This window comes from Streptomyces sp. NBC_00057, from assembly GCF_045041165.1.
Classification (GTDB): domain Bacteria; phylum Actinomycetota; class Actinomycetes; order Streptomycetales; family Streptomycetaceae; genus Streptomyces.
In genome coordinates this window covers 1,971,864-1,993,523 of record NZ_CP108256.1, presented here as the reverse complement: position 1 = coordinate 1,993,523, position 21,660 = coordinate 1,971,864, and the positions used below count along the sequence as shown (strand labels likewise).

The window sequence follows — 21,660 nt, the reverse complement described above, 5'->3', positions numbered from 1 at the left end:
CAGCGCGTACGGAGACCACGACGAGTGCTGCCGTACGCGCCACAGCCGTGACCCGGGTGTGCGTCAGCCGATGTGGTAGCTGTCGCCGTACACCTTCCAGTCGAGCGGCGGATCCAGGTTCAGATTGCCCTTCTTCAGGAAGACCCGCTGAGCGGTGTCCACCCGGCTGGTGTCCGAGTGGGCCTCCTCCTGCTGCATCGCCCAGACCCGGGCGTCCAGGAAGGCGTTGAGATACGTGACCTCGTTGCCGCCCCGGGCCGGCGGCTTCGCCTTCGCCAGGGCCCGTTTGCGGATGGAGCTGAAGCTGGTGCTGTCGCCGCCGTCGCCGTGCATGACGATGGCGTCGTAGTAGGCGAACTGGCCCAGCGTGCCGATGCCGTCGGCCTTGCCCTGGCTGACCGCCGGGTTGAAGTAGACCCGGTCCCGCTCGTCGTTCTGCGCCTGCTTGAACGCCGAGTCGGACGCGGCAGTCGCCCAGTCCTTGGTGAAGTTCGGGTCGAGACCGCTGTGCGAATCGGTGCCGTCCACCTTCCGCAGCGCGGGAAGGTACTTCGCGAGGACGTTGCCCGGCTTGCGCTGGGTGTACAGCTCGACGAGGTCGAGCATGTCGCCGGTGCCGGAACAGAAGCCGATGATGCCCGCGGTGTAGCCGCGGCCGTCGTCGATGTCCTCGATGTACTTGTACTGGGCCTTCCAGTTGAGTGAGGAGTTCTCCGCGCTGGAGACCAGCTGCATGGCGATTTCCTTCTTCGCCGGATCGTCGAGCCCGGTCGCGGCGGCGGCGTGCTGAACCACCGCCGTCTGCTGATGTGCCGCCGGGTGTGTGGGGGCACCGGCGTAGGCCGTGACGGGTATCGCCGTGAGGGTCAATCCGACCGCGATGACCGCGATGCGCACGGAGCGGGTGTTGCGACGTACGGTGCGCTTATGGGGAGCGTGCACCAGTCCTCCAAAGGGAGTTCGCCGTTGTGTCGGTCTGTTAGGAAGCTTTCCTATCAGAGTGGGGTGACCGCCGTACACCCCTTCGACACAAGGGAGTTGGGGGCGCGGCGCCGGGACACAGGAAGGCCCCGCACCGCGCGGAAGGCGCGGTGCGGGGCCGAGGTGTGCCGGCCTCAGCAGTCGAGGTAGGCCACGTGGATCCAGACGCCCGTGGGGCCGCCCCACAGGTCACCCATGATCCAGTCACCCTGCCGGCCGCGGTAGTTGAGGTTCTGGCCCCGGTTCACCTGACCCAGGACCGGGTACTCGGAGCCCGGTCCGCCGCGGAAGTTCACCCCGTTGTCGTTGACGGTGCAGACCGCGGCCGGCGCCTTCGCCGCCTGCACGGCGGCGGGGCTCTGCACGGCCTGGGCGGCGGGGCTGAGGGCCAGCCCGAGACCGGCGGTCAGGACCGTCGCGGCCAGCATCATCTTCTTCAGCATGTGGAACTCTCCTCCGTGTTCCGGCCCACATCCGCGTGTGCCGTTCGTCAGCCTCAACGGAGCCGCCGACCGCCGGGTCACGGCTCCGGGTCACCCTTCATGGAGGAGTGAAAGCGCAGGTCAAATGGTATATGCACCGGCGTACGCAGTCAGCGGGGCGGACGCTTCCCGCGCCCGTCGATCATGGGTTTAACGGGCGTCGATCCGGTAACCGTCGCCGTACACCCGCCACCGCAGCGGTGTCTCCAGCCCGAACCTGCCCTCGCTCACGAACACCCGCTGGGCCGTCTCGATCCGGCTGGTGTCGGAGTGCGAGGGCTCCTTACGCATCGCCGCGACACGGGCGTCGAGGAAGGCGTTCAGATAAGCCGCCTCGTCCCCGCCGCGCGCCGGTGGCGCAGTCGCGGCGATCGCCTCGCGGCGGATCGTACGGAAGCCGACCGTGCCGTCCGTGTCGCCGTACCCGTGCATCACATAGGCGTCGTAGTAGATGAACTGCCCCAGGGCGCCGAGTCCGTCCGCCTCGGCCCGGGCGACCGCCGGGTCGAAGTACGACCGGTCGCGCTCGGCGTCCTGCGCCGACCGGAAGGCGGGGTCCACGGCCGCCTCGGCCCAGGCCTCGGTGAACGGGCGGCCGAGCCCGTCGTGCGCATCGCTGCCCTGTACGGCGCGCAGGGCAGGGAGGAACCGTTCCAGCGGATTGCCGGGACGCGCCGCCGCGTACCGCTCGACGACCTTCAGCATGTCGCCGGTGCCGGAACAGAAGCCGATGATGCCCGCGGTGTAGCCGCGGCCGTCGCCGATGTCCTCGATGTACTTGTACTGCGCCTTCCAGTCGAGCGAGGAGTTCTCCGCGCTGGAGACCAACTGCATGGCGATCTCCTTCTTCGCCGGATCGTCGAGCCCGGCTTCCGGCCCACCCTCGGCGGACCCGGCGGACGAGCAGCCGCAGAGCACGGAGACGGCCATGACGGCAGTGGCGACAGCGATGAGCAGCGGGCGGGGAAAGACGTTCACCCCTCAACCCTGCCAGGCCGCGGGGAGCCAGGGATGAAAGGTCTTCGTTCATTCGGCTGTAGCGTCATGGGTATGGAAGATCAGTCTGTTGTGGATGTCGGCGATGTACGGCTGGCGTATCGGACCTGGGGCGACCCCTTCGGCTCGCCCGTGGTCCTGCTGCACAGCCTCGGCGGCTCCGCCGGGAGCTGGGAGGCGGCCGGGAGTCTGCTCGGTGAACAGTGGCGGGTGTACGCCATCGACCTGCGCGGTCATGGCGAGAGCGACTGGCCGGACGAGTACTCCGTCGAGCTGATGCGGGACGACGTCCTCGGCTTCCTCGACGAGTGCGAGCTCGACCGGGTGGGCCTGGTCGGCCACTCGATGGGCGGTGTCGTCGCTCATCTGCTCGCCCAGGAGCACGCGGACCGGGTGGAGCGGCTGGTGCTCGTGGAGACCCCGCCGCCGTTCCCGAGCGAGCTGAAGCAGGCCGCCGAATCGGAGGGGCCGGTGGACTACGACTGGGCTGTCGTCGCTCCCATCCGGGCCGAGGTGGCCGACCCCGACCCCGAGTGGGCGGCCGGCCTCGGCGAGATCGTCGCGCCGACGCTGATGATCGCCGGCGGCCCGGAGTCCACCATGCCCCAGGGGCGCCTGCAGGACATGGCCTCGCTGATCCCGGACTGCCGGCTGATCACGATCGGGGGCGGCCACCGGGTGCATGAGATCCACCCCGACCAGGTCGCCCAGCAGATCACGGAGTTCTTCACCAGCTGAACGGCGAGCGGCTGCCGGCCCGTGGCCCGGCCGGCAGCTGTGTGCTGCCCTCCGGCTCCATACGCGGCCGGGCGTTGTCAGTGCCGGGTGCCATGATCCGCTCCATGGAACTCGCACTGTTCTTCGCCGATGTCGATGCCCAGCCGTGGGCCGAACTGCAGCATGCCTACGGGAGCGCCGCCGACGTGCCCGACTGCCTGCGGGCACTGGCGGGCGACGACGAGCATGCGGCGTCCGAGGCGATCTCGGAGCTGTACGGCAGCATCCTGCACCAGGGTTCGGTCTACGAGGCCACGGCCCGCGCCGTGCCGTACATGGCGCAGCTCGCCGGGGCCGGGTACCGCACGGAGGACCTGCTGGTGCTCCTCGGCGGGATAGCGGAGGGCGGCGCGGACCACGGCGACACGGACGACGCCGCCTGCCGGTCGGCCGTCGTCGGTCAACTGCCCCTGATTCTCGCGTCGGTCGACGCCGAGGAGTCCGGGCTGCGGCGGGCCGCGGTGTGGGCCGCCGCGATGACGGGGGCGGCTGATCGGGTGTTGCCGGTGCTCCGGCGGCGCCGGAAGCAGGAGACGGATCCCCTCGTACGGGCCGAACTCCTCGGGGCCATGGCACATCTGGATCCGGCGGGAACGGCGGCTGCGGCAACCGAAGCCATGGGCACGGACGAGCCCGGCGAGGTGAGGATCGCAGCGCTGCTGGCCTGTGTGGACGCCGGACTGCCGTGGACCTCCGCGCACCACGAGGCGATGCTGTCCCTCCTTCCCGCGGACGAGCTCGTCCAGGACCGACTCGACCTGGAGCGGAACGAACCGCTGCAGTATGTCGTCGAAGAACTGCTGCTCCGCGACACCGACAAGGACCGCGAAGCGGCGTACAACCTGCTCGATGCCGCACTGCGCAGTGCGGTGCCCGAAGCGCGTACAGAGGCGTTGTGGGCGGCCGAGACCGCCTGTCAGCTTTCGCGCAGCGCGCCGGAACGGCTGGTCGCCCCCATGGAGGCGCTCGTAGCCGACCCGGCCTCAGTACCGGCGGCGTACTCGCTCCTCAAGAAGCTGGGCACGCATGCCGTGGCGGCTGCTCCGGTGCTGGCCCGGCTGGCCGAGGGAGAGGGCGATCCCGCGGACCGGGCCCTGGAAGCGCTCGTCGCCGTGGCCCCGGACCGGGCCGCGCCCCTCCTGGCCCGTGACCTGGGACAGCGCCCGCGTGCGCTCGGTGCGGCCTGCGGCTTACTGATCGGAGGGACGGCCGACACCTCGTTCCCGTACGACCCCGCACTGCTGGACGCCATACGGACCCGGCTGGGCGCGGACGACCTGGACGGCAACGAGCCCATCCGGCTCACGGTCCTGCTCGGCGCCTGGGGGAGCCGGGCGTCCGCCGCCCTGCCCGAACTGCGGTCCGCGCTGCCGAGATTCCCGAAGGTGGTGTCGAAGGCGCTGGCTGCAGTCTGCCCACCGGAACACCGCGCGGCGACGGCGGAAATCCTGACCACCGCGGCCCGCTCCGGACCGGAGGACGGCCGGCTCGCTGCGGCAAAGGCTGTGCGCCAACTGACCGGGGAGACCGGCCCCCTGCTGGCGGCGGTTGCCGCCCGGCTGGCCCGTGGCGGCCATGGCGTGCGCGAGGCTGCGGGACTTGCCGCCGAGCTGGGCCCTGAGGCGGCCGGGCTGGTGCCCGCCCTGCGGTCCGGGCTCAGCGCGCCCGAGGAGGACCGCAACATTCCGCAGCTGGACAGCGACGTCGAGATCGCCGCAGCCCTGTGGCGGATCACCGGTGACGCGGAAGAGGCGGTGCCGGTGCTGGCCGGTGTGTTCGCCGAGGACGGGCCGGTGTGGATGCGCTGGACGTTCGCTCGTGCCGCACGGGCGGCGGCCCGCATGGGCGCCGCGGCCCGGCCGCTGGTTCCCGCGCTGGAGGGCTTGCTGACGGACCGGTTGCAGACGCCGGCCGCCGTCCTCGCGCTGCACGCGATCGCACCCGAATCCCTCGACAGCCCCCGTCTGGCGGGTCTGGCCCTGGACTCCGCCGAGGAGGACGCCGACGCCGTGACCGCGCTGGAGGCGCTCGTCGCCCTCGGCCGCACCGCTCTCACCGAAGACCACCGCCGCCGCCTGACGGCTCTTGCCGAGCGGGACCTCAGGGTGACGGCCTCGGGCCTGGAATCGGGGATGGCCCCGGCCGACGAACGACTGCGTGAGCAGGCACGTGAGGCGGCGCGCATGCTGAGCTGACCCGGGCCGGGTCCGGCCACCGGCCGTCCCGGCCCAGCGCCCCGTTTCGCCCCGGCCCACCGGGCCTCAGCTGCCCACCGCTCAGTCGCCCGGCTGCCAGTCCGGGCGGCGGCCGCTCATGGCGACGGCCCGGTCGACCAGGGGTGCGTCGGCCGGGACCGGAACCGGCGGACGGAAGATGCGCTCGGACCGGGGGACGGTGTCGCTGGGGGTCAGCATCGCCAGCGAGACGCGCAGGCTCGCCTCGTCCGCCTCGTACTTCTGGCCGGTCGAACGGGCCAGGTCCCAGCCGTGGATCACCAGCTCGTCCAGCACGACCGCCGCGGCCACCTCGCCCGGCATGTCGACACCGCCCGCCCTGGTCATGCCCTGCCGGGCGGCAGGATCGCGCCAGGCCGTCACCAGCTCGTCCAGCAGCGGCGGCAGCGTTTCGCGCCAGTCGTCGGCGAGGACCGGAAGCGCGGCGTCGGGGGCGGTGTCGGTCGTCGGTCCGAAGTCCTTCCGCGCCGCGTCGCAGAAGGCCGTGCTCAGCCCGGCCACGTGGGCGAGGAGCTCCCGGACCGTGTAGTCGGGACAGGGCGTCGGGCCCGCCAGCTGCTGTTCACCGATCCCGTCGAGCAGGCCGGCGATCTGCCGGGCCGCGGGCTCCAGATCGATCGTGGGAATCGTGGGTGTCGTCTTCATGTGCGTATCCATGCAGTGCAGACTGCTCCGGCGCCCGGAACTCATCGCTCATCGCACGACGCGTCCCCGGAGCACGATCCGGCTCGGGTGATCCAGCGCGGCAGAGTCCAGGGTCGGGTCGGTGGCGTACGCGACGACATCGGCGGGTGCGCCGTCCACGAGCCCCGGCAGACCGAGCCAGGCCCTCGCCGTCCAGGACGCCGCGCCCAGCGCTGCCCGGGCCGGCAGCCCGGCCCGTACCAGCCAGTCCATCTCGCCGGCGACCGTCCCGCACGGGAAGGAGTCCGTCCCCGCCAGCACCGTCACATCCGCCTCGTGGGCCGCGCGCACATTGCTGAGCATGGTGTCCCAGCCGGCCAGCCAGAGATCACGTCGCACGCTCGGCTCCCGCGCTCGCATCGCGTCCACCTTCGCGCCGAAGACGCTCAGTGTCGGGACGAACGCCGTGCCCTGCGCGGCCATCCGGTCCAGCAGCGCCGGGTCCAGATGCATACCGTGCTCCAGACTGTCGGCGCCCGCCAGTACGGCATTTCGCGTGCCCTCGGCGGTCTGGCAGTGCACCGCCACCTTGCCGCCGGCCGCGTGCACCGCCTCCACCACCGAGGTCAACAGCGGCAGCGGTACGGCGGGCTCGTCGGCGCTCCAGTCACCGATGACCTTGCACCACCCGGACGACGCGGCCGCCTCCTCCACGGCCGCACGCACCAACTCTGCCTCGCTCACATCCCGTCCGAACCCGGGGAAGAACCGGCCGGGCGTCGCCAGCCACCGCCCCGCCGATGTCACGCGCGGCAACTCAGGGTCCTTCTCCACCCACGCGGGCATCCGTTGCGAGGTGCCAGGGGTGCGCACGGCGAGCACTCCCGCATCCCGGTGCTCGCCCAACTGCCTGCGCAGCAGATCCTCGTCGAAGGGGGCGCCCGGCTCCAGCGCCCCGGGATGCGTGTGTACGTCGACGAGCCCGGGCAGCAGCCAGCCGCCGTCGACGATCGTCTCCGCGTCCCGGCCCGCGAGCCCGCCGGGCGGCCTGCCGACGCGCAGTACCTCGCCGTCGATCCAGAACTCGCGCTCCTCGCGCTCCGGCAGCACAACCCCGCGTATGCACAGCATCGGCCGACCGTACGTCACATCCGGCACCCCGCCAACGGACCGCTGGTGTAAACCGGCACCCCGCCGATGGACCGCCGACGCACGATCGTCTGCGCACACCGGCACATTGCGGAAGGTTCCGCTCCACCCTCTTGTCGACGACCCTCGCACCCTGCGGTACAGGTCTGGACCATTGCTGCCGAATGGAAGGCACGACCGTGCAACGCCCCCACGCAACCGCCGCGTTGGCCTGCTTCACCGCCCTGCTCCTCGCCGCGCTCACTGCATGCGACTCGGCCCCCGAAGGGGACACCCGGAAGCCCGCGACACCGGGCCATGTGACAGCACAGGCCGGCAGCGCCACCTCCGTGCACAAGGCAAGGAGTACGTCATCGACCTGAACTGGAAGCAGCCCGAGACGGGCGGCGAGATTCCGGCCTCCCAGCTCTTCATGGGTGGCCGGCTGACCACCACGATCGTGTGGGGCTCCACCCCGCCCGCAGGCCGGGCGAGTTACCGGCTCACCTCAGCGACCCGCAGGGCACCCGCTACTCGATGAAGATCCGCGCCAAACTGCCCGACGGGAAGTGGGGAGACTTCTCCGCCCGGCGCACAGGCGTCCTCGGCGACTGACGGGCGTAGCTCTTGTGGCCCGGATCAGGCGGTGACGCGCACGGTCTCCACCCACCTCGGGGGCTGCGGGGCGTCCGGGCCGATGAGTGCCGCGACGAGCCGGCACGAGGGGGCCTCGTCGGGCCAGGGCGTATAGCCGTCGGTGAGGACGACGACGATGTTCGGGCGGTCCCGGGCCGCCAGGGCGGCGGTGATCCCCACCCGCATGTCGGTGCCGCCGCCCCCGCTCAGCGTGATCTGCTCGGCGGCCGTCACCCGGGACACGCTCTGTACATCGGCGTCGCAGGCCAGCACGGTGACGCGGTTGCCCCGGATGCCCACCTCCCGCAACACTCCGGTGACCTCCGCCAGTGCCGAGGCGAGCTCGTCATCACCCATCGACCCCGAGGTGTCGATGACGACGGCGACACGGGGCAAAGGTCGGCGCAGGCTGGGCAGGACGACGCCGCGGAGCGCCGCGCTGCGCCGGGACGGGCGGCGGTAGGTGTAGTCGATCGCCCCGGCGGCCCACGCGGCGGCCTCCCGTACCGCGCCCGCGAGTGCCTGCCGCCAGTCGACCGTGGGCTCCAGGACCTGGTCCGCCCAGCGCTGCCAGCCCGCCGGGAGGCTGCCCCGGCTGCGCCGATGAGCGCGCATGGCCTCCGCGGTGTGGCGCCGCAGCGCATCCGCCTCGACCTGACCCAGACAGCTCGGCCCGTCCGATCCGGTCAGCTCCCAGGGCATCGGTTGTCCATGGGCACCGGACCCGCAGTTGTGCGGGGGAGGGCCCTGTGGCACACCAGGAAGATACGCCTCGAAGAGCTGCCCGTTCGGCAGGCCGAAGAGCCGCGGCTCCATCCGGCCGGCCGGCAGAGGCAGCCCGTCGGCGATGAGGTCGTCGTTGATCTCGCAGTCCTGGGCGACATTGACGCGGTGCGGGTCACGCTGGTCGGCGGTGGGCAGCCGCTCCGCCCGCCCGTGGTGATCGCGCAGCAGATGCGCCACCTCGTGCACCCACACCGCCGCGAGCTCCGCCACCGGTGTCGCGTCGACGAAGGCGGGCGACACATAGCAGCGCCAGTGCCGGTCCACGCCCATGGTCGGCACCTCGGTGCTCGCCACCACCGACAGGGCGTACAGCGCCGAGGCCAGGTAGGGCCGGTCGGTCGCCGCCCGGTAGCGGGCGGCGAGCAGCTTCGTCATGTCCAACTGGGGCCGCCCTGGGGCGGTTTCCGGTTCCGGCACCGATGTGCCTGCCTCAGCCGCTCTGCGGCAGGGCGCCGGACAGCTGCAGCAGTTCCACGAAGGCGTCGATGCCCTCCGGCACCGGCCAGTCGGTGTCCCGCATCGCCGCCAGGTCCACCGCCGCCCTGGCCGCCACATCGGGCACACCCGCGTCCACGGCCTTCGCCAGCACCGCCCAGCCGGCCTCCCAGCGGGAGCGGGTGAGGTCGCCCTGGACGGCCGCGACGACCGCGATGAGGAAGGCCAGCTGCCGGTCGCCGCGTTCGGGCAGGGCGAACGCGGCGGGGTTCGCCAGTACACGGTCGGGGTCGGGCAGATCGAGGTTCTCCAGGTAGGACAGCAGCTCGATGCCCGCACCGTCTCCCACGGCCCCGGTCAACGCGGCCGCCATCGCCTCCCGCCCGGCGCCCGTCGCATACCCGGTGGCGAGCAGCCGCAGCGCCATGTCCCAGGTTCGCGGGGACGGCCAGGCCCGGCCCCGGCTCTCCGCGTCGGCCGGAATGTGATGGACGAGGCCGGGGCGTGCGGTCAGGAAGCCGGAGATCGCACCCCGGGCCCGTGCCGCCGATCCCGCGACCCTGGCGGCGTCGACGACCGGGACCGCGGCCTTCGGCCACGTACCGGCCATGCCGCGCGCCACGGTGCGCGGATCGTGCGTCCACTGGAGGTGCACGAAACGGTTGGCGAGCGGTGGGCTGAGGTGCCAGCCGTCCGCCGCGCTCGACGGCGGATTCGCCGCCGCCACGATGCGTACGGACTCCGGCAACGTCAGGCTGCCCGCGCGGCGTTCGAGCACGACGCGCAGCAGCGCCGCCTGCACTGCCGGGGGAGCGGAGGACAACTCGTCGAAGAACAAGAGCCCCTGGCCCGTGCGCGCGAGCCGGACCGCCCAGTCCGGCGGGGCCATCGGTACGCCGGTCACGGCCGGATCGTCACCGACGACCGGCAGTCCGGCGAAGTCGGAGGGTTCGTGCACACTGGCGATGACCGTTTCCAGCCCGAGGCCGAGCCCGGCGGCGAGCTGCTCCATGCCGGCCGACTTGCCGATGCCCGGCTCACCCCAGAGCAACACCGGCTGATTGGCCGTCACCGCCAATGCCAATGCCTCCAGTTGAGGATTGGTGGCGTCTTCGGTACGCGAGCTCCGCAGCCTGCGATTGAGCTCGTCGGCGGCGTCCAGCGGTCCGGGTGCGGCGGCCGGAGGCGGCGGTACGGGTGGCTGTCCCGGTGTGCTGGGGGCGATGGTACTCACCCGTCCTCATCCTCTTCGTCTTCGTCGTCCTTCTCTTCTTCCCACTCGTCCCACCAGTCGGCCCCGATGTCCGGATGCTCCTTCTCCACCCGTTCCCTGAGGAAGTCCAGGTCCGTCCGCCGGTACTTGCGGATCAGCTGGTCCAGCGAGAGTTCCATCTGGTCGACGACGTCGATCCGTGCCCCGGCGTCGATCAGCGCCGTTACGAGTGCCGCCGAACCGCCGTCGCCGACCGCCACGCTGAGCGGGGTGCGGTCCCGGTGGTCCCGGGCCTCCAGATCGAGTCCGGCTGCCAGGAGCCGGGGCAGCAGGGGCTCGTGGTCGAGGAGATGCAGCACATGGAGCAGGCTGCGCCGGCCGCCGTCCCGCACCCGGGGGTCGACGCCCGCGTCCAGGAGTTCCAGGACCCCCGGGGTGTCGCCGTGCTGGGCGCGCAGAAAGAGATCCCGTCGTTGTGCCCGCAGGCCCTTGGGCAGCCGGCCCGTACCGGAGGTGCAGGCGTGCTCCACGGCGAAGCAACCGGTGACGGCGCCGCCGAAGGCCCGCAGCGCGTTCTCGCGCTGTCGCTCCTGCGGGCTGTGCGGGGAGTCGAACTTCCCGTCGCGGAAGACGACTTCATGCCACTCACCACGGCACCTGACCCGTACCGGCGCGGGAGGCGTCGGCCCCGGCGGACCCACTGCCGTGCCGAGTCCGGGAAAGAGGGATCCGGCGACCAGTGGATGCAGTTGCGCGGGAGCCACACCGCCGACCCGCAGCAGGTCGAGATCCGGCAGCGGCTGCCGGAGCGCCTGGGGCAGGAAGGCCGCGTCTCCGGCCGCCTCCCGCTCGACGAGCCTGATCCGCGGCTTTCTGTCGCTGCCCGTGAACTCCAGCAGGACGCAGGCGCGCCAGTCCTCGCCGATCCGAAAACGCTCCGCCGCGCTCAGCTCCGCGTACCGTCCGGCCTCCGACTCCAGCCGGGGAACATCGAGCGCCGGCCAGGCCAGGATCGTTTCCGGCGTCGCCCGGTACCACGACGGCACTTCGGGCATGGACGGATCCAAGTCGATACCGACCGCCGTCAGCGACTCGGTCACTCGGCCTCGCTGGTACAGCAGTGTCACCCACTCGGCACGGGCCACCGGATCACCGGTGCCCGGGTCCCTGTCGGGCAGTTCGTCCGCCCCGCGAGGTGTGCCGTCGGCGTGGAGGAACGGCAACCGGTCCGCACCGCCGGCGCGTGCCCGCAGTTCGTCGGCGCGGCGCGCGTCCCACAGGTACCGGCAAGCCCGCCAGTCCTCGACGTGTCCGCGGAAGACACCGGGTGCCGCGCCATGTCGCACCGCCCCGAACCGGAGCGGGATTCGCTGCGGTCCGTCGACCATCGGAGGAGTACGCAGGTGCAGGTACGGCGCCGTCGCCCCGGACCCGTCCGCCGTGACTCCGTAACCCGCGAGGACCACGGTCCGGTCGGTGGCGAGCGTCGAGCGTCCGCCCAGCACTCGCGGCAGATGCCAGCGCACAAGGTCGGGCACCAGATGAAGGAGATCGGACTCGAGCGCTCGGGCCACGTCCGGACCGTACCGCGCGGAGACCTCCGACAGGTCGAATGTCACATCGAACCGGGCCGCCGCGCAGGCCCCCTGCCAGTCCCCGGCCGCGCGCCGCTCGGCGGACGCCTCGATCATCCACCGGGGCACCGCGTACCTGCGGACCTGCCGTCGGCTCGCCACCTCGTCAGGCTCGAAGAACCCGGCTACCGCGTCCGGACTCACCGGTAGACGCTCCTGACCGCGCGCAGGTCCGCATGGGCGCCGCCGTCCGGGCGCAGCCGCGCCGCGAAGGACCGCTTCACCTTGCGGGGAAGCCCGGGGCCCAACCCCACGTACTCCAGACGGGAGTCGGCGTCGACGGCCGCGAGGAGGGTCTTCGCACCCCGCCCGGTGAGCCCGGTGTGGCACAGTTCCAGCCGCCGCAGGGGACTGCCGCGCAACGCCCCGGCCAGCGCATCGGCTCCGATGTCACCGGTGACATTGGACCGGGCCCCGAGGCTTCGCTCCGAAGGCGGCCGCCCCAGATCGAGCGCCTCGATCCCGCCGAGCGCATCGGCCAGGGCGCGTGCCCCGGCGGGCCCGATCCCATTGCCGCCGAGGCCGAGCCGGATCGGACGGGCGGGGTCGGCGGCGGCCGCGAGCACGGCGGCTCCCTCGTCACCGAGATGGTTGGCCGGAAGGTACAACTCCCGTACACCGGCGTCCCGGATGAGCGCGGCCAGCAGCGGAGCAGCCTCGGCGCCGAGGCCATTGCCACCGAGGAACAGCCGCTCCACGGGCCGGGACCGCTGACTCAGCACGGCCAGCAGCGCCGTGAGGCCGTTGGCGGTGAGCCCGCTGTTCACCAGGTCGAGGGTACGCAGAACGGTGTTGCGGCGGAGCATAGGGACGAGCGCCCGGGCACCGGCGTCACCGACGGGATTGCGTTTCAGCCACAACGCCCTGACGGTGTCGTCCTCGCTCAGCGCACCGGCGAGCGCCGTGACCCCGTCGGCTCCGATGCGATTGCAGCCGAGGTAGACCGTTCGCAGCCCGTGGCCGTCCAGGCCGAGCGCGTCGGCGACGGCCCGTGCCCCTTCGTCGCCCAGCGAGTTGGTGCCGAGCAGCACATGCGCGGCGTGCGGGGAGCGGGCGACCGCGGGCATCACCCGGACCGCGCCTGCTGCCCCGAGACCCTGCTTGCAGAGATCGACCCGGCCGTCCATCCGCAGCGTGCCGAGCGGAAAGGTCTCGTCGGCCTCGACGGTATGCGCCGACTCCAGCCGCTCCAGCAGCGGGCCGAGCAGGGCCGCGTCGGCGAGCGGAATGTCCGGGTGCTCGATCGCGGGACAGCGCACGGGCATCGGCTGCAACATCACTACTCCCCAGGTCCCCCGCCGGTACCCGGCCAGGAGAGGGCGACCGCGTTCTCCGCCCGCTCGGGACGAACCGACGCCATCGAATCTCCTCCACGAAAAAGGCGGCAAGACCGGTCGGATTCGAACCGACGTCCTCCAGCTTGATGCGAGGGCGCGACGACCTCTGCGCTACAGCCTTGCCGTACATGATCCTAGCCGTATCGATTCCGAATTCGCACACCAGTGCCTCTGCTTGATCGCCTCGTGGCTTCGCCGCCTTGCCGCCTCGCCGGGCGGAGGACCTCAGGGCCTGGCGGCCGGAGGGAAAGCCCCGCGGCCGGGCGAAGAAGGCCGATTGAAATCCGCGTGCATGCTCGTACAGGAGGACGCCCCACCACCGGAATGTCTCGGTGGTGGGGCGCCGTCGTCCATGCGCTGTCAGCTCTGTGCGGCGAACTCCACGAAGGCCGCCCAGCCACCAGCGGCGACAGACAGGATTGGCCCCGTGCTGTCCTTCGAGTCGCGGACGTGGACGGTACCGGGGCAGGCCGCGACCTCGACGCATTCGCCGCCCGCTCCGCTGCTGTAGCTGCTCTTGAGCCACGCGGACTCAGGCAACGTCCCCACAAGCGCTTCGGCGTTCATGTCTCTCCCAGAAATTTCTCGATGAGGGCCAGCGATTCGCGCGGAGTAAGTGCCTGGGCCCGGAGAACTCCGTACTGCTCCTCGAACTCCCGGACGGACCTTCGCTCCGTGTAGAGACGGCTGTCCTTGTGCGCCTCAACGTATGCGATCCTCCGCTCTTCCTTGGTCTCGATCAAGGTGAAGGGACCGGCCATCCCGGCATGCTCCTCGCGCCGGGTCGGCATCACCTGGATCTCGACGTTGCGGTTCTGGCCGACCAGGAGAAATTGCTCCAACTGACCACGCAGCACTGCTTCCCCGCCCAGGGGGCGGCTCAGGATGCACTCCTCGATCACAAAGCTGATGGTCGGCCTGGGGCGACGAGAGTAGATCTCGTGCCTGGCCAGGCGTGCTGCCACTCGTTGTTCCACGACCTCGTCTTCCAGTACTGGTCGCCACATCGCGAACACCGCCCGCGCGTAATCTTCCGTTTGCAGCAGCCCAGGCACGCCGTGGTTGGCGTACACGTGCAGCTCAACCGCCTCCGCCTCCAGCCGCGCCGCGTCCCGGAAGAACGCCGGATACTGCGCCCGAGCGACCTCCTCCTTGCTTGCCTTCAACACCCCACCCGCGTCCAGCAGTTCGTCCGCCTGGTCGATGAACTTCGGCTGCGGGATCCGGCGCCCCTGCTCGAACGACGCGATGGACGACGCCGAATACCCCGTCATTGCTCCGAACTCCGCCCGTTCCAGACCGGCCCGTACCCGGAACAGCTTCAAGTGCTGCCCGAACACGTGCAAGATGCCCGACCCGACCTCGCACTCGTGCCCCGGCTGCTGTCGCTGATCGTCCACGTCCCACGCCTCCCGTACCGTCCCGCGTAGCCCTGCTTGCCCCGAACGCTCCGCACCCTCGAATCGGCCAACGCGGCCCAACGGTGCGGGTCACGCCCCGTGCCGCGTACAGTCTGCGCGCCGACGCGTACAACGCGAGGTCGCCGGCGTAACCCTCTCAATCACGGTAGCCACGGGCCCAGAGGGCATTCGGGAGGAACTCAGCGGATACCCCGGACGTGCGAGCCCGTAAGCGTCGGCAAGGTGTACGCGGGGGCAACACCTCCCTCGTCCCCGACATCCGCACCCGTCGGCGATGACGCAATCCGAGCCATCCAGGGGACGTCGTCCCCTCAGGGAGCCACCCCGGGCGCCCGGAAGGACTGCCTGACCCGGCTCGCATCCTGACCGACGAAGGTCTCCCCACCCATCGCCCCGACCGAGCGGAAACCGACCCGAGGTCACCTATGCGCCAAGGCAGCCTCCGTCCCGCCGCAGGCTGATCGTTCCTGGCGGACCGGAACATGGCCAGACAGCACACCGTCTACTGCGGCGTGTACCAGGTCGCGTCCGTCCGTGATGTGCTCCTCGACGTCTTCGGGAGCAGCGAGGAGGACCACGGCGGCAGGGTGGACGGCGACAGCGACCGTGTACGAGGGACAGTCGCGGGTGGCCGCCTCGTGGACGCTGTCCATGTACGCACGCGGGCTAAGCCCGCTGCCGGGTGAGCACTCTATGTGTTCGGTGGGGCGCTTTCCGCTCGTTAGTTCACCGAAGGGCGGAAAGGGGTGCAGGGGGCTAGACCGGGCCGAGGGGCACTGTCTACCTTCTTCTGACATGGCCACTCCACGAAGAACGATCCTTCGCGCCATGACTGCGATGCCCTTAGCCGCGGCGGCCGGAGGACTGTTGCGCCCCTCGACCGCACACGCAGCGCCCACCGTGTTCCAGGTCGCCATGAAACTGGGGCACGCCCAGGGCCGTAGCTGGGCTGACGCGAGTGACGGCCTGAGAAAGGCGCTGCCCAACGCCGACCTGGCGCGGATACTCGACACGGCCAAGTGGAACGGCGCGGGAGTGGGCGATTGGAACGACGGCGGTGGCGGCGCTCCGCCCGCCGGGACGGTGCCGGACCGGTTCCAGTACGGCTTCGCCTGGGACACCAATACCCGGGCGCCAGACGGCGCTTGGGACCGGAGCACCGCGCGTTGGTACCCGCAGGGCGTCACCACCAGTTTCGACGGCTACGGCGGCACGGTGCCGGGCCTCGGCCGCGATGTGCTGGTGGTCTCCTGGTACGGCAAGAAGGACTACGAGTCACGCGGTGCCCGGGTCACCTTCGTCGACGTCACCAGGGACCCGGTGAACCCGAAGTACCAGCACGTACTCCTGGTCGAACCCCGCCAGGCGCGGGCGGGCAGCCGCCCCACCTACGGGCCGGTGGAGATCCACGCGGGTGGTATGGCCTGGGTCGGCAACTTCCTCTACATCGCGAACAGGTCGGGCCGGAATACCACGGTCAGGCGCGGTGGCATGAGCGTCTTCGACATCACCAAGATGGTGAGGGTGACCGGCGGCGCCGCTGCCCGGAACCGGTTTGGCTACCAGGACGGAAAATACTACGCGTACGGGTACGACTACGTGCTTCCGCTGCACCACATCTACGAGAACACGGCGGGATCCAACTTCCTGCACTCGCAGCTCTCGCTCGACCGTACCCAGGGGTCGACGGCCTCCATCGTGTCCAGCGAGTACCGGACCAGCTCCCAGGGGTACGCCGCGCGCTGGAACCTGGCCGCCTCCGGCTACATCGCCGACGGAACTTCCGACGAGAGCTGGATGCTGCAGACAGCCAGGGTTCAGGGCGCGGTCAGTGTCACCGGCCGCGCCTACTACTCCGCCAACGCCTCGACACCCGGAGCAGCGGGCCAGCTGTGGGTGCAGACGCCCCGCGGCGCCAAGGCGGCGGTGCACGGAAAGCTCTCCATCGGCCCCGAGGACCTCAGTTACACCACCGCTCACGGTGGAAGCCTCTGGGGGCTGGGGGAGCATGTTCGTCGGCGCAGGGTCTACCGGGTCGGGCTCGGCGAGTAACTCGTACGGTCGCGAACCGCTCTGACCGGCTCCGCCGTCCCGGCCGTCTCCACCGTCCTGGCCGTCGCCGGGCGTGGGTGGCCGGGCGCCTTCGTAGTGGCTTTCCCGGAGACAGCCTGGCATCCGCAGTTGACGTTCCGACTGAACGCCGCATCGGCGAGCCCCTGCCGACGGACGAGTACGACAAGGGTGTCCGGGCCGCTCAGAAACGGGCCGACGAGGAAATCTCACCCGGATACGATCACTTCAAGACAAAGCATGCCGAGCGGGCCGCCGGTGACTACCTGCTGTCGCTGCAACTGCTGAAGGAAGCCCGGCGACGCACCTGCGATGTGCTGCTCATCGGTGTGACGGACAAACCGCTGCACATCACCCCCCGTCTCACAAGCGCCTCTGTGCGCGTTGCGGAGTACGCGGACGTGGTGGAACGTGAGCGCTTCCTCGTGGACACGTTCGGCAGCCAGGAGTGGCTGTGGGACGCCCCGGACACGCTCGGGTTCGACCGGGCGAGCCGGGAGCTGGTCAGCGCCGAGTTCCGGATGCCGGAAGAGGCCGCCTCGGCCGAGGATTCCGCCCGCCTTGCCCTCACGCCCGCGGTACGCCCGGGCGGGCTGCGCGCGGACGAGATCCGGGGCTTCCGGCAGAAGATGTGCACCGTGCTGTGTCGCGCCCCCGGGGACGCCGTGCTGACCTGTCTGCGTGACCTTGACGTCCTCGACGAACCGCTGGAGGCCCGCATCGGCATCGCCCCGGACGTGGCGCTCCTGGTCCAGCACGGCACCGTCGTCGGTTGGAGCCTCACCGACCCCGCGCGCTACCTGACCACCGGCTACGCCGACCCCGACCCCAACCCGCCTTCCCCTGCCACCCGTCGCCTGCTCACCGAATGCCTGGACCTCATCACCATGCCGGGGATCGAAGACGTGGTGGACGGCGAACCGGCCGCCTTGGCCCGGCTCCGGGCCGCCGACGAGGCCCTGCGGACCCAGCGCGAGGACCGGCACCGGGCCGACGCACTGCTCGCGCTGATCGCCACGTACGTGGAGGACTACGGCAACTGGTAACGGTCAGCCGAGGAAGCTGAGGCGCACCTGTCGCTCCGGGTCGTCCATGGGGTGTCGATGAGGCAGATCGACTGCCAGGTGCGGGTGTGTCAATCCTTACGCGCCCCGAGCCCGGACTGCTGCCTGCTGACGCGGACTGTTGAGGTGTGTGGTGTGGGTGTGTGCGCGCTCACCCAGGAGCGACAGAGCGCCGATGACGATGGTGGTCAGTGCGCACGCGACGAAGGCGGTTGCGGATCCGGCGATGTCGAGCAGGGCGGCGGCCATGAGGCCGGCGGCTCCGTAGCCCACTCCGGCTGCGGCGTACAAGACGGAGAAACCGGTTGCCCAGGCGTGCTGGGGAAGGCGTTGCTGGAGGGCGAGGTTGCGGATGACCATCAGCGGGCTGTAGAGGAGTCCGCCGACCGCGAAGGCGGCGGCAAAGCTCCAGGGTTGCGTGGTCAGACCGGGGAGAGTGAAGGCGGCGGCGAGGACGGGGAGCAGGACGAGGCTTTGGCTCAGGGGTGAGCCCGGCCAGCGGCGGCTGCCGTACAGGAGTCCGGAGATCACGCTGGCGACGGCGAAGGCGGTCATGGCAAGACCTGCCAGCGCGGGGGAGGAACCGACGTCCTCCAGACGGGCCGGGAGGGCGACATCGACGGTGCCGATAAGGAACATGATCGCCGCTGAGAGCAGCGCGGTGGGCCAGACGAGTCGGAGAATCGCCGTTGTACGCAGCCGCTCGTCCCCGATTTCTCCGGGCGTCTCGGGGTGTGAGGTGGCGTGCGGGATCCGGTGTGCGAAGAGCAGCGGAGCGGCAGAGGCGACGGCCATGGCGATGAGTGCGCCCGATGCCGAGAACTGAACGTACAGCAGGGACGCCAACGGGGGCGCGAAGGCCCAGACGGCCTGGCTGAGAGAGCTTTCCAGGCTCAGCGCGGTGGGACGCAGGTGCTCCGGGGTGGTCGCCGACAGCTGGGCCCGCATGCCGCCGGGGGCTCCCGCGGCAGCGGCGCCGGCCACGAAAGCCAAGGCCAGCATGACGGGGACGGGGGCGTGGCCGGCGCTGAGGGCGAGGGCGGTGAAGGCGAGGGCCTCGGCGCCGAGGGCCAGCCTGAGCTGGCCGACGAACGGCCGGTGGTCGAAGCGGCGGCCCATGACGGGAGCACCTGCGGCCTCGCCGAGCGCGTGGATGGCGGCGAGCATGCCGCCGACGCTGAAGGACTGAGCCGAGTGGCCAAGGAGTACCAGCGCGAGGGGCGCCATGACGACAGGCGCGCGGACCAGGGCCGCGGCTATGTACCAGGTCGGGTGGCCGGGCAGGGACAGGACGCTGCGGAAGGTGCTCCGAGGGATTTCCGCACCCAAGGTGTTACCAGTCATAGTGATAGGTGGTAAACGCGCTGCAGGTCGCGTTTACCACCTACCCTGATTGCATGGCAACGGCGACGATGACGATTCCTGCTGTGGAGGAGCTGCGCGGCTTCCTGAACAGTTGGCTGATCCCGAACGACACCCGGGTGCCGACCGAGACCCTGCCGGACCTCGCGGCGGACGCGGCGGCCTGGCGGCACACGTTCGCCAGGGTGCCGGTGCCCCGTGGCGCGGATGTCACGGCGGAACTGCTGCGATTGCGCGACGATCTGCGGGCCGATGTGGAGGAACACGGCTCGGCGCGGCTCGACGCGTGGCTGGAGCGATGTCCGCAGACGGCTCGCATCGAGAACGGAGAACTCGTCTTCCGCGGTGCAGCCACACCGCACGGTGAGGTGCTGAGGGTGGCTGCCGAGTTGGTGAATGAGGGGCGCTGGCGTCGGCTGCGTGCATGCCCGGACTGCCGGTGGATCTTCTACGACCAGTCGCGCAACAACTCGCGTACCTGGTGCAGCATGTACGCCGGGGACAGCGGCCGCGCCTGCGGCAGCATCGCCAAGGTGAAACGGATGCGTTCCCGCAAGGCCGCCGAGGCGACATAACCCGCTCTGGGCGTGCTGCGGAGCAATGCCGGGAGGCCCTGGTGTCGTTGTTGTACGCGTCCGAGCCCGTCCCAGTTCAACTCGGCTGCGGGGAGCGGCGCCCACTCACGCTGGCGGACCTGGGCGGGGCACCGCGTCAACGCCACGCTGTTTGCACGTCCTGCTGGTGCGGGCCGTGGCGTGCTTCGGTCACATGGTCGCCGCCGACCTGCCCGCACGCCGGAGGTGCCGTACCCCGGCACGGTGACACGCGGGCGGGCGGGGGTACGGCGCCCCCGCCCGGCTCACCCCAACTGCTCGTACGCCGGCAGCGTCAGGAAGTCCGCGTAGTCCTGGTCCAGCGACACCTGCAGGAGCAGGTCGTGGGCCTGCTGCCACTTGCCGGAGGCGAACGCCTCCTCGCCGATCTCCTCGCGGATCGCGGCGAGTTCCTCAGCCGCGACCTTGCGGGCCAGGTCCGCCGTGGCGTGTTCGCCGTTCTCGAAGACCACGTCCGCGCTGATCCACTGCCAGATCTGCGAGCGGGAGATCTCCGCGGTGGCCGCGTCCTCCATGAGGTTGAAGATGGCGACGGCGCCCAGGCCGCGCAGCCAGGCCTCGATGTAGCGGATGCCGACCGCGACGGCGTTGCGCAGGCCGTCGTACGTGGGCTTGGCGTCCAGGGTGTCGATGGCGGTCAGGTCGCCCGCGGCCACCGAGACGTCCTCGCGCAGGCGGTCCTTCTGGTTCGGCTTCTCGCCGAGGACCGCGTCGAAGGAGGCCATGGCGATCGGGACCAGGTCCGGGTGGGCGACCCAGGAGCCGTCGAAGCCGTCGTGGGCCTCGCGGTCCTTGTCGGCCTTGACCTTCTCGAAGGCGACCTTGTTGACCTCGGCGTCGCGGCGGGAGGGGATGAAGGCCGCCATGCCGCCGATGGCGTGCGCGCCGCGCTTGTGGCAGGTGCGGACGAGGAGTTCGGTGTACGCGCGCATGAACGGGGCGGTCATCGTCACCGCGTTGCGGTCCGGGAGGACGAACTTGGCGCCGCCGTCACGGAAGTTCTTGACGATGGAGAAGAGATAGTCCCAACGGCCCGCGTTCAGCCCGGAGGCGTGGTCGCGGAGCTCGTACAGGATCTCCTCCATCTCGTACGCGGCAGTGATCGTCTCGATGAGGACGGTCGCGCGGACCGTGCCCTGCGGGATGCCGACGTAGTCCTGGGCGAAGACGAAGATGTCGTTCCAGAGACGGGCCTCCAGGTGCGACTCCGTCTTCGGGAGGTAGAAGTACGGGCCCTTGCCGAGGTCGATGAGGCGCTGGGCGTTGTGGAAGAAGTAGAGGCCGAAGTCGACCAGCGCACCTGGCACCGGGGTGCCGTCGAGCTGGAGGTGACGCTCGTTCAGATGCCAGCCGCGGGGACGGGTGACGACCGTGGCGAGCTTGTCGGCAGGCCCCAGGGCGTACGACTTGCCGGACTTCGGGTCCGTGAAGTCGATGCGGCGCTCGTAGGCGTCGATCAGATTGAGCTGGCCGAGGATGACGTTCTCCCATGTGGGGGCGGACGCGTCCTCGAAGTCGGCGAGCCAGACCTTGGCACCGGAGTTCAGGGCGTTGATGGTCATCTTGCGGTCGGTCGGACCGGTGATCTCCACCCGGCGGTCGTTCAGCGCGGCCGGGGCCGGCGCGACCTTCCAGGAGTCGTCCGCGCGGATCGCCGCCGTCTCGGGCAGGAAGTCCAGCGTGGAGGTACGGGCGATCTCGGCGCGGCGCTCGCCCCGGCGGGCGAGCAGTTCGTCACGGCGGGGCGTGAATCGCCGGTGCAGCTCGGCCACGAACGCGAGGGCCGCATGGTCAAGGACCTCATCCTGCCGGGGCAGGGGCTCGGCATCGACGATGGCCAGCGGGGACGGCGCTGGTGCGGACATG

General features: G+C 70.8%; 20 protein-coding genes, 1 tRNA gene and 1 pseudogene. 8 read left to right on the top strand and 14 right to left on the bottom strand.

Translation table 11 applies throughout. The features are described 5' to 3' along the window. Positions 1-63: 63 nt before the first annotated feature. The 3 genes from OG953_RS09480 to OG953_RS09470 all read right to left on the bottom strand — a co-directional run bounded on the left by OG953_RS09480 (position 64) and on the right by OG953_RS09470 (position 2,393). The gene (locus OG953_RS09480) at positions 64-942 is read right to left on the bottom strand and encodes a chitosanase (RefSeq protein ID WP_405683437.1); all 879 of its coding nucleotides are present in this window, start codon (positions 940-942) and stop codon (positions 64-66) included. A gap of 173 nt (positions 943-1,115) precedes the next feature. Beyond that, entirely contained in the window at positions 1,116-1,424 is a 309-nt protein-coding gene (locus tag OG953_RS09475) for an SH3 domain-containing protein (RefSeq protein WP_405683436.1), read from the bottom strand. 189 nt (positions 1,425-1,613) lie between these two features. Next, the gene (locus OG953_RS09470) at positions 1,614-2,393 is read right to left on the bottom strand and encodes a chitosanase (RefSeq protein WP_405691743.1); all 780 of its coding nucleotides are present in this window, start codon (positions 2,391-2,393) and stop codon (positions 1,614-1,616) included. A 120-nt stretch (positions 2,394-2,513) separates the two neighbouring features. Here OG953_RS09470 and OG953_RS09465 point away from each other — a divergent pair, with 120 nt between their 5' ends. Then, entirely contained in the window at positions 2,514-3,197 is a 684-nt protein-coding gene (locus OG953_RS09465) for an alpha/beta fold hydrolase (protein ID WP_405683435.1), read from the top strand. Between the two features lie 104 nt (positions 3,198-3,301). Then, positions 3,302-5,431 carry a hypothetical protein gene (locus OG953_RS09460; RefSeq protein ID WP_405683434.1) on the top strand — a complete coding sequence of 710 codons (2,130 nt, stop codon included), beginning with the start codon at positions 3,302-3,304 and terminating at the stop codon, positions 5,429-5,431. Between the two features lie 81 nt (positions 5,432-5,512). On the opposite strand, the gene OG953_RS09455 is transcribed toward OG953_RS09460, so the two are convergent. Then, positions 5,513-6,115 carry a TIGR03086 family metal-binding protein gene (locus tag OG953_RS09455; RefSeq protein ID WP_405683433.1) on the bottom strand — a complete coding sequence of 201 codons (603 nt, stop codon included), beginning with the start codon at positions 6,113-6,115 and terminating at the stop codon, positions 5,513-5,515. A 48-nt stretch (positions 6,116-6,163) separates the two neighbouring features. Then, on the bottom strand, positions 6,164-7,225 hold the full coding sequence (locus OG953_RS09450) for an amidohydrolase family protein (protein WP_405683432.1): 1,062 nt from the start codon (positions 7,223-7,225) through the stop codon (positions 6,164-6,166). Positions 7,226-7,422: 197 nt separating this feature from the next. Between OG953_RS09450 and OG953_RS09445 the strand changes: the two genes are divergently transcribed. Together OG953_RS09445 and OG953_RS09440 are read left to right on the top strand one after the other, a co-directional pair. Beyond that, positions 7,423-7,605 carry a hypothetical protein gene (locus tag OG953_RS09445; protein ID WP_405692454.1) on the top strand — a complete coding sequence of 61 codons (183 nt, stop codon included), beginning with the start codon at positions 7,423-7,425 and terminating at the stop codon, positions 7,603-7,605. Then, a pseudogene (locus tag OG953_RS09440) lies at positions 7,581-7,837 on the top strand (hydrolase); the annotation flags it as partial. The gene OG953_RS09445 and the pseudogene OG953_RS09440, both read left to right, overlap by 25 nt. A 24-nt stretch (positions 7,838-7,861) precedes the next feature. On the opposite strand, the gene OG953_RS09435 reads toward OG953_RS09440, so the two are convergent. The 7 genes from OG953_RS09435 to OG953_RS09405 all read right to left on the bottom strand — a co-directional run bounded on the left by OG953_RS09435 (position 7,862) and on the right by OG953_RS09405 (position 14,663). Continuing rightward, the gene (locus OG953_RS09435) at positions 7,862-9,019 is read right to left on the bottom strand and encodes a DUF2201 family putative metallopeptidase (protein WP_405683431.1); all 1,158 of its coding nucleotides are present in this window, start codon (positions 9,017-9,019) and stop codon (positions 7,862-7,864) included. A 55-nt stretch (positions 9,020-9,074) separates the two neighbouring features. After that, positions 9,075-10,313 carry an AAA family ATPase gene (locus tag OG953_RS09430; protein ID WP_405683430.1) on the bottom strand — a complete coding sequence of 413 codons (1,239 nt, stop codon included), beginning with the start codon at positions 10,311-10,313 and terminating at the stop codon, positions 9,075-9,077. Beyond that, entirely contained in the window at positions 10,310-12,070 is a 1,761-nt protein-coding gene (locus OG953_RS09425) for an ankyrin repeat domain-containing protein (RefSeq protein ID WP_405683429.1), read from the bottom strand. The genes OG953_RS09430 and OG953_RS09425 overlap by 4 nt, the downstream gene beginning before the upstream one ends. Continuing rightward, on the bottom strand, positions 12,067-13,203 hold the full coding sequence (locus OG953_RS09420) for a gala protein (RefSeq protein ID WP_405683428.1): 1,137 nt from the start codon (positions 13,201-13,203) through the stop codon (positions 12,067-12,069). Before OG953_RS09420 ends, OG953_RS09425 begins: the two co-directional genes overlap by 4 nt. Positions 13,204-13,311: 108 nt before the next feature. After that, a tRNA-OTHER gene (locus OG953_RS09415) sits at positions 13,312-13,384 on the bottom strand. Between the two features lie 239 nt (positions 13,385-13,623). Next, on the bottom strand, positions 13,624-13,830 hold the full coding sequence (locus tag OG953_RS09410; protein WP_405683427.1) for a DUF397 domain-containing protein: 207 nt from the start codon (positions 13,828-13,830) through the stop codon (positions 13,624-13,626). Beyond that, positions 13,827-14,663, bottom strand: a complete 837-nt coding sequence (locus OG953_RS09405) for a helix-turn-helix domain-containing protein (protein ID WP_405683426.1) — start codon at positions 14,661-14,663, stop codon at positions 13,827-13,829. Before OG953_RS09405 ends, OG953_RS09410 begins: the two co-directional genes overlap by 4 nt. Before the next feature lie 503 nt (positions 14,664-15,166). Between OG953_RS09405 and OG953_RS09400 the strand changes: the two genes are divergently transcribed. The 3 genes from OG953_RS09400 (at position 15,167) to OG953_RS09390 (ending at position 17,800) form a co-directional block, all read left to right on the top strand. Further along, the gene (locus OG953_RS09400; protein WP_405683425.1) at positions 15,167-15,370 is read left to right on the top strand and encodes a hypothetical protein; all 204 of its coding nucleotides are present in this window, start codon (positions 15,167-15,169) and stop codon (positions 15,368-15,370) included. A 142-nt stretch (positions 15,371-15,512) separates the two neighbouring features. Beyond that, entirely contained in the window at positions 15,513-16,736 is a 1,224-nt protein-coding gene (locus tag OG953_RS09395; RefSeq protein ID WP_405683424.1) for a hypothetical protein, read from the top strand. A 77-nt stretch (positions 16,737-16,813) separates the two neighbouring features. Continuing rightward, entirely contained in the window at positions 16,814-17,800 is a 987-nt protein-coding gene (locus OG953_RS09390; RefSeq protein ID WP_405683423.1) for a PIN-like domain-containing protein, read from the top strand. A 96-nt stretch (positions 17,801-17,896) separates the two neighbouring features. On the opposite strand, the gene OG953_RS09385 is transcribed toward OG953_RS09390, so the two are convergent. Continuing rightward, positions 17,897-19,162 (bottom strand): MFS transporter, encoded by a 1,266-nt coding sequence (locus tag OG953_RS09385; RefSeq protein WP_405683422.1) that lies wholly within the window; start codon positions 19,160-19,162, stop codon positions 17,897-17,899. Between the two features lie 53 nt (positions 19,163-19,215). Here OG953_RS09385 and OG953_RS09380 point away from each other — a divergent pair, with 53 nt between their 5' ends. Continuing rightward, on the top strand, positions 19,216-19,755 hold the full coding sequence (locus OG953_RS09380) for a CGNR zinc finger domain-containing protein (protein ID WP_405683421.1): 540 nt from the start codon (positions 19,216-19,218) through the stop codon (positions 19,753-19,755). Positions 19,756-20,039: 284 nt separating this feature from the next. Here OG953_RS09380 and aceB read toward each other — a convergent pair whose 3' ends face one another. Further along, entirely contained in the window at positions 20,040-21,659 is a 1,620-nt protein-coding gene (gene aceB / locus OG953_RS09375; RefSeq protein WP_405683420.1) for a malate synthase A, read from the bottom strand. Position 21,660 lies beyond the last annotated feature (1 nt).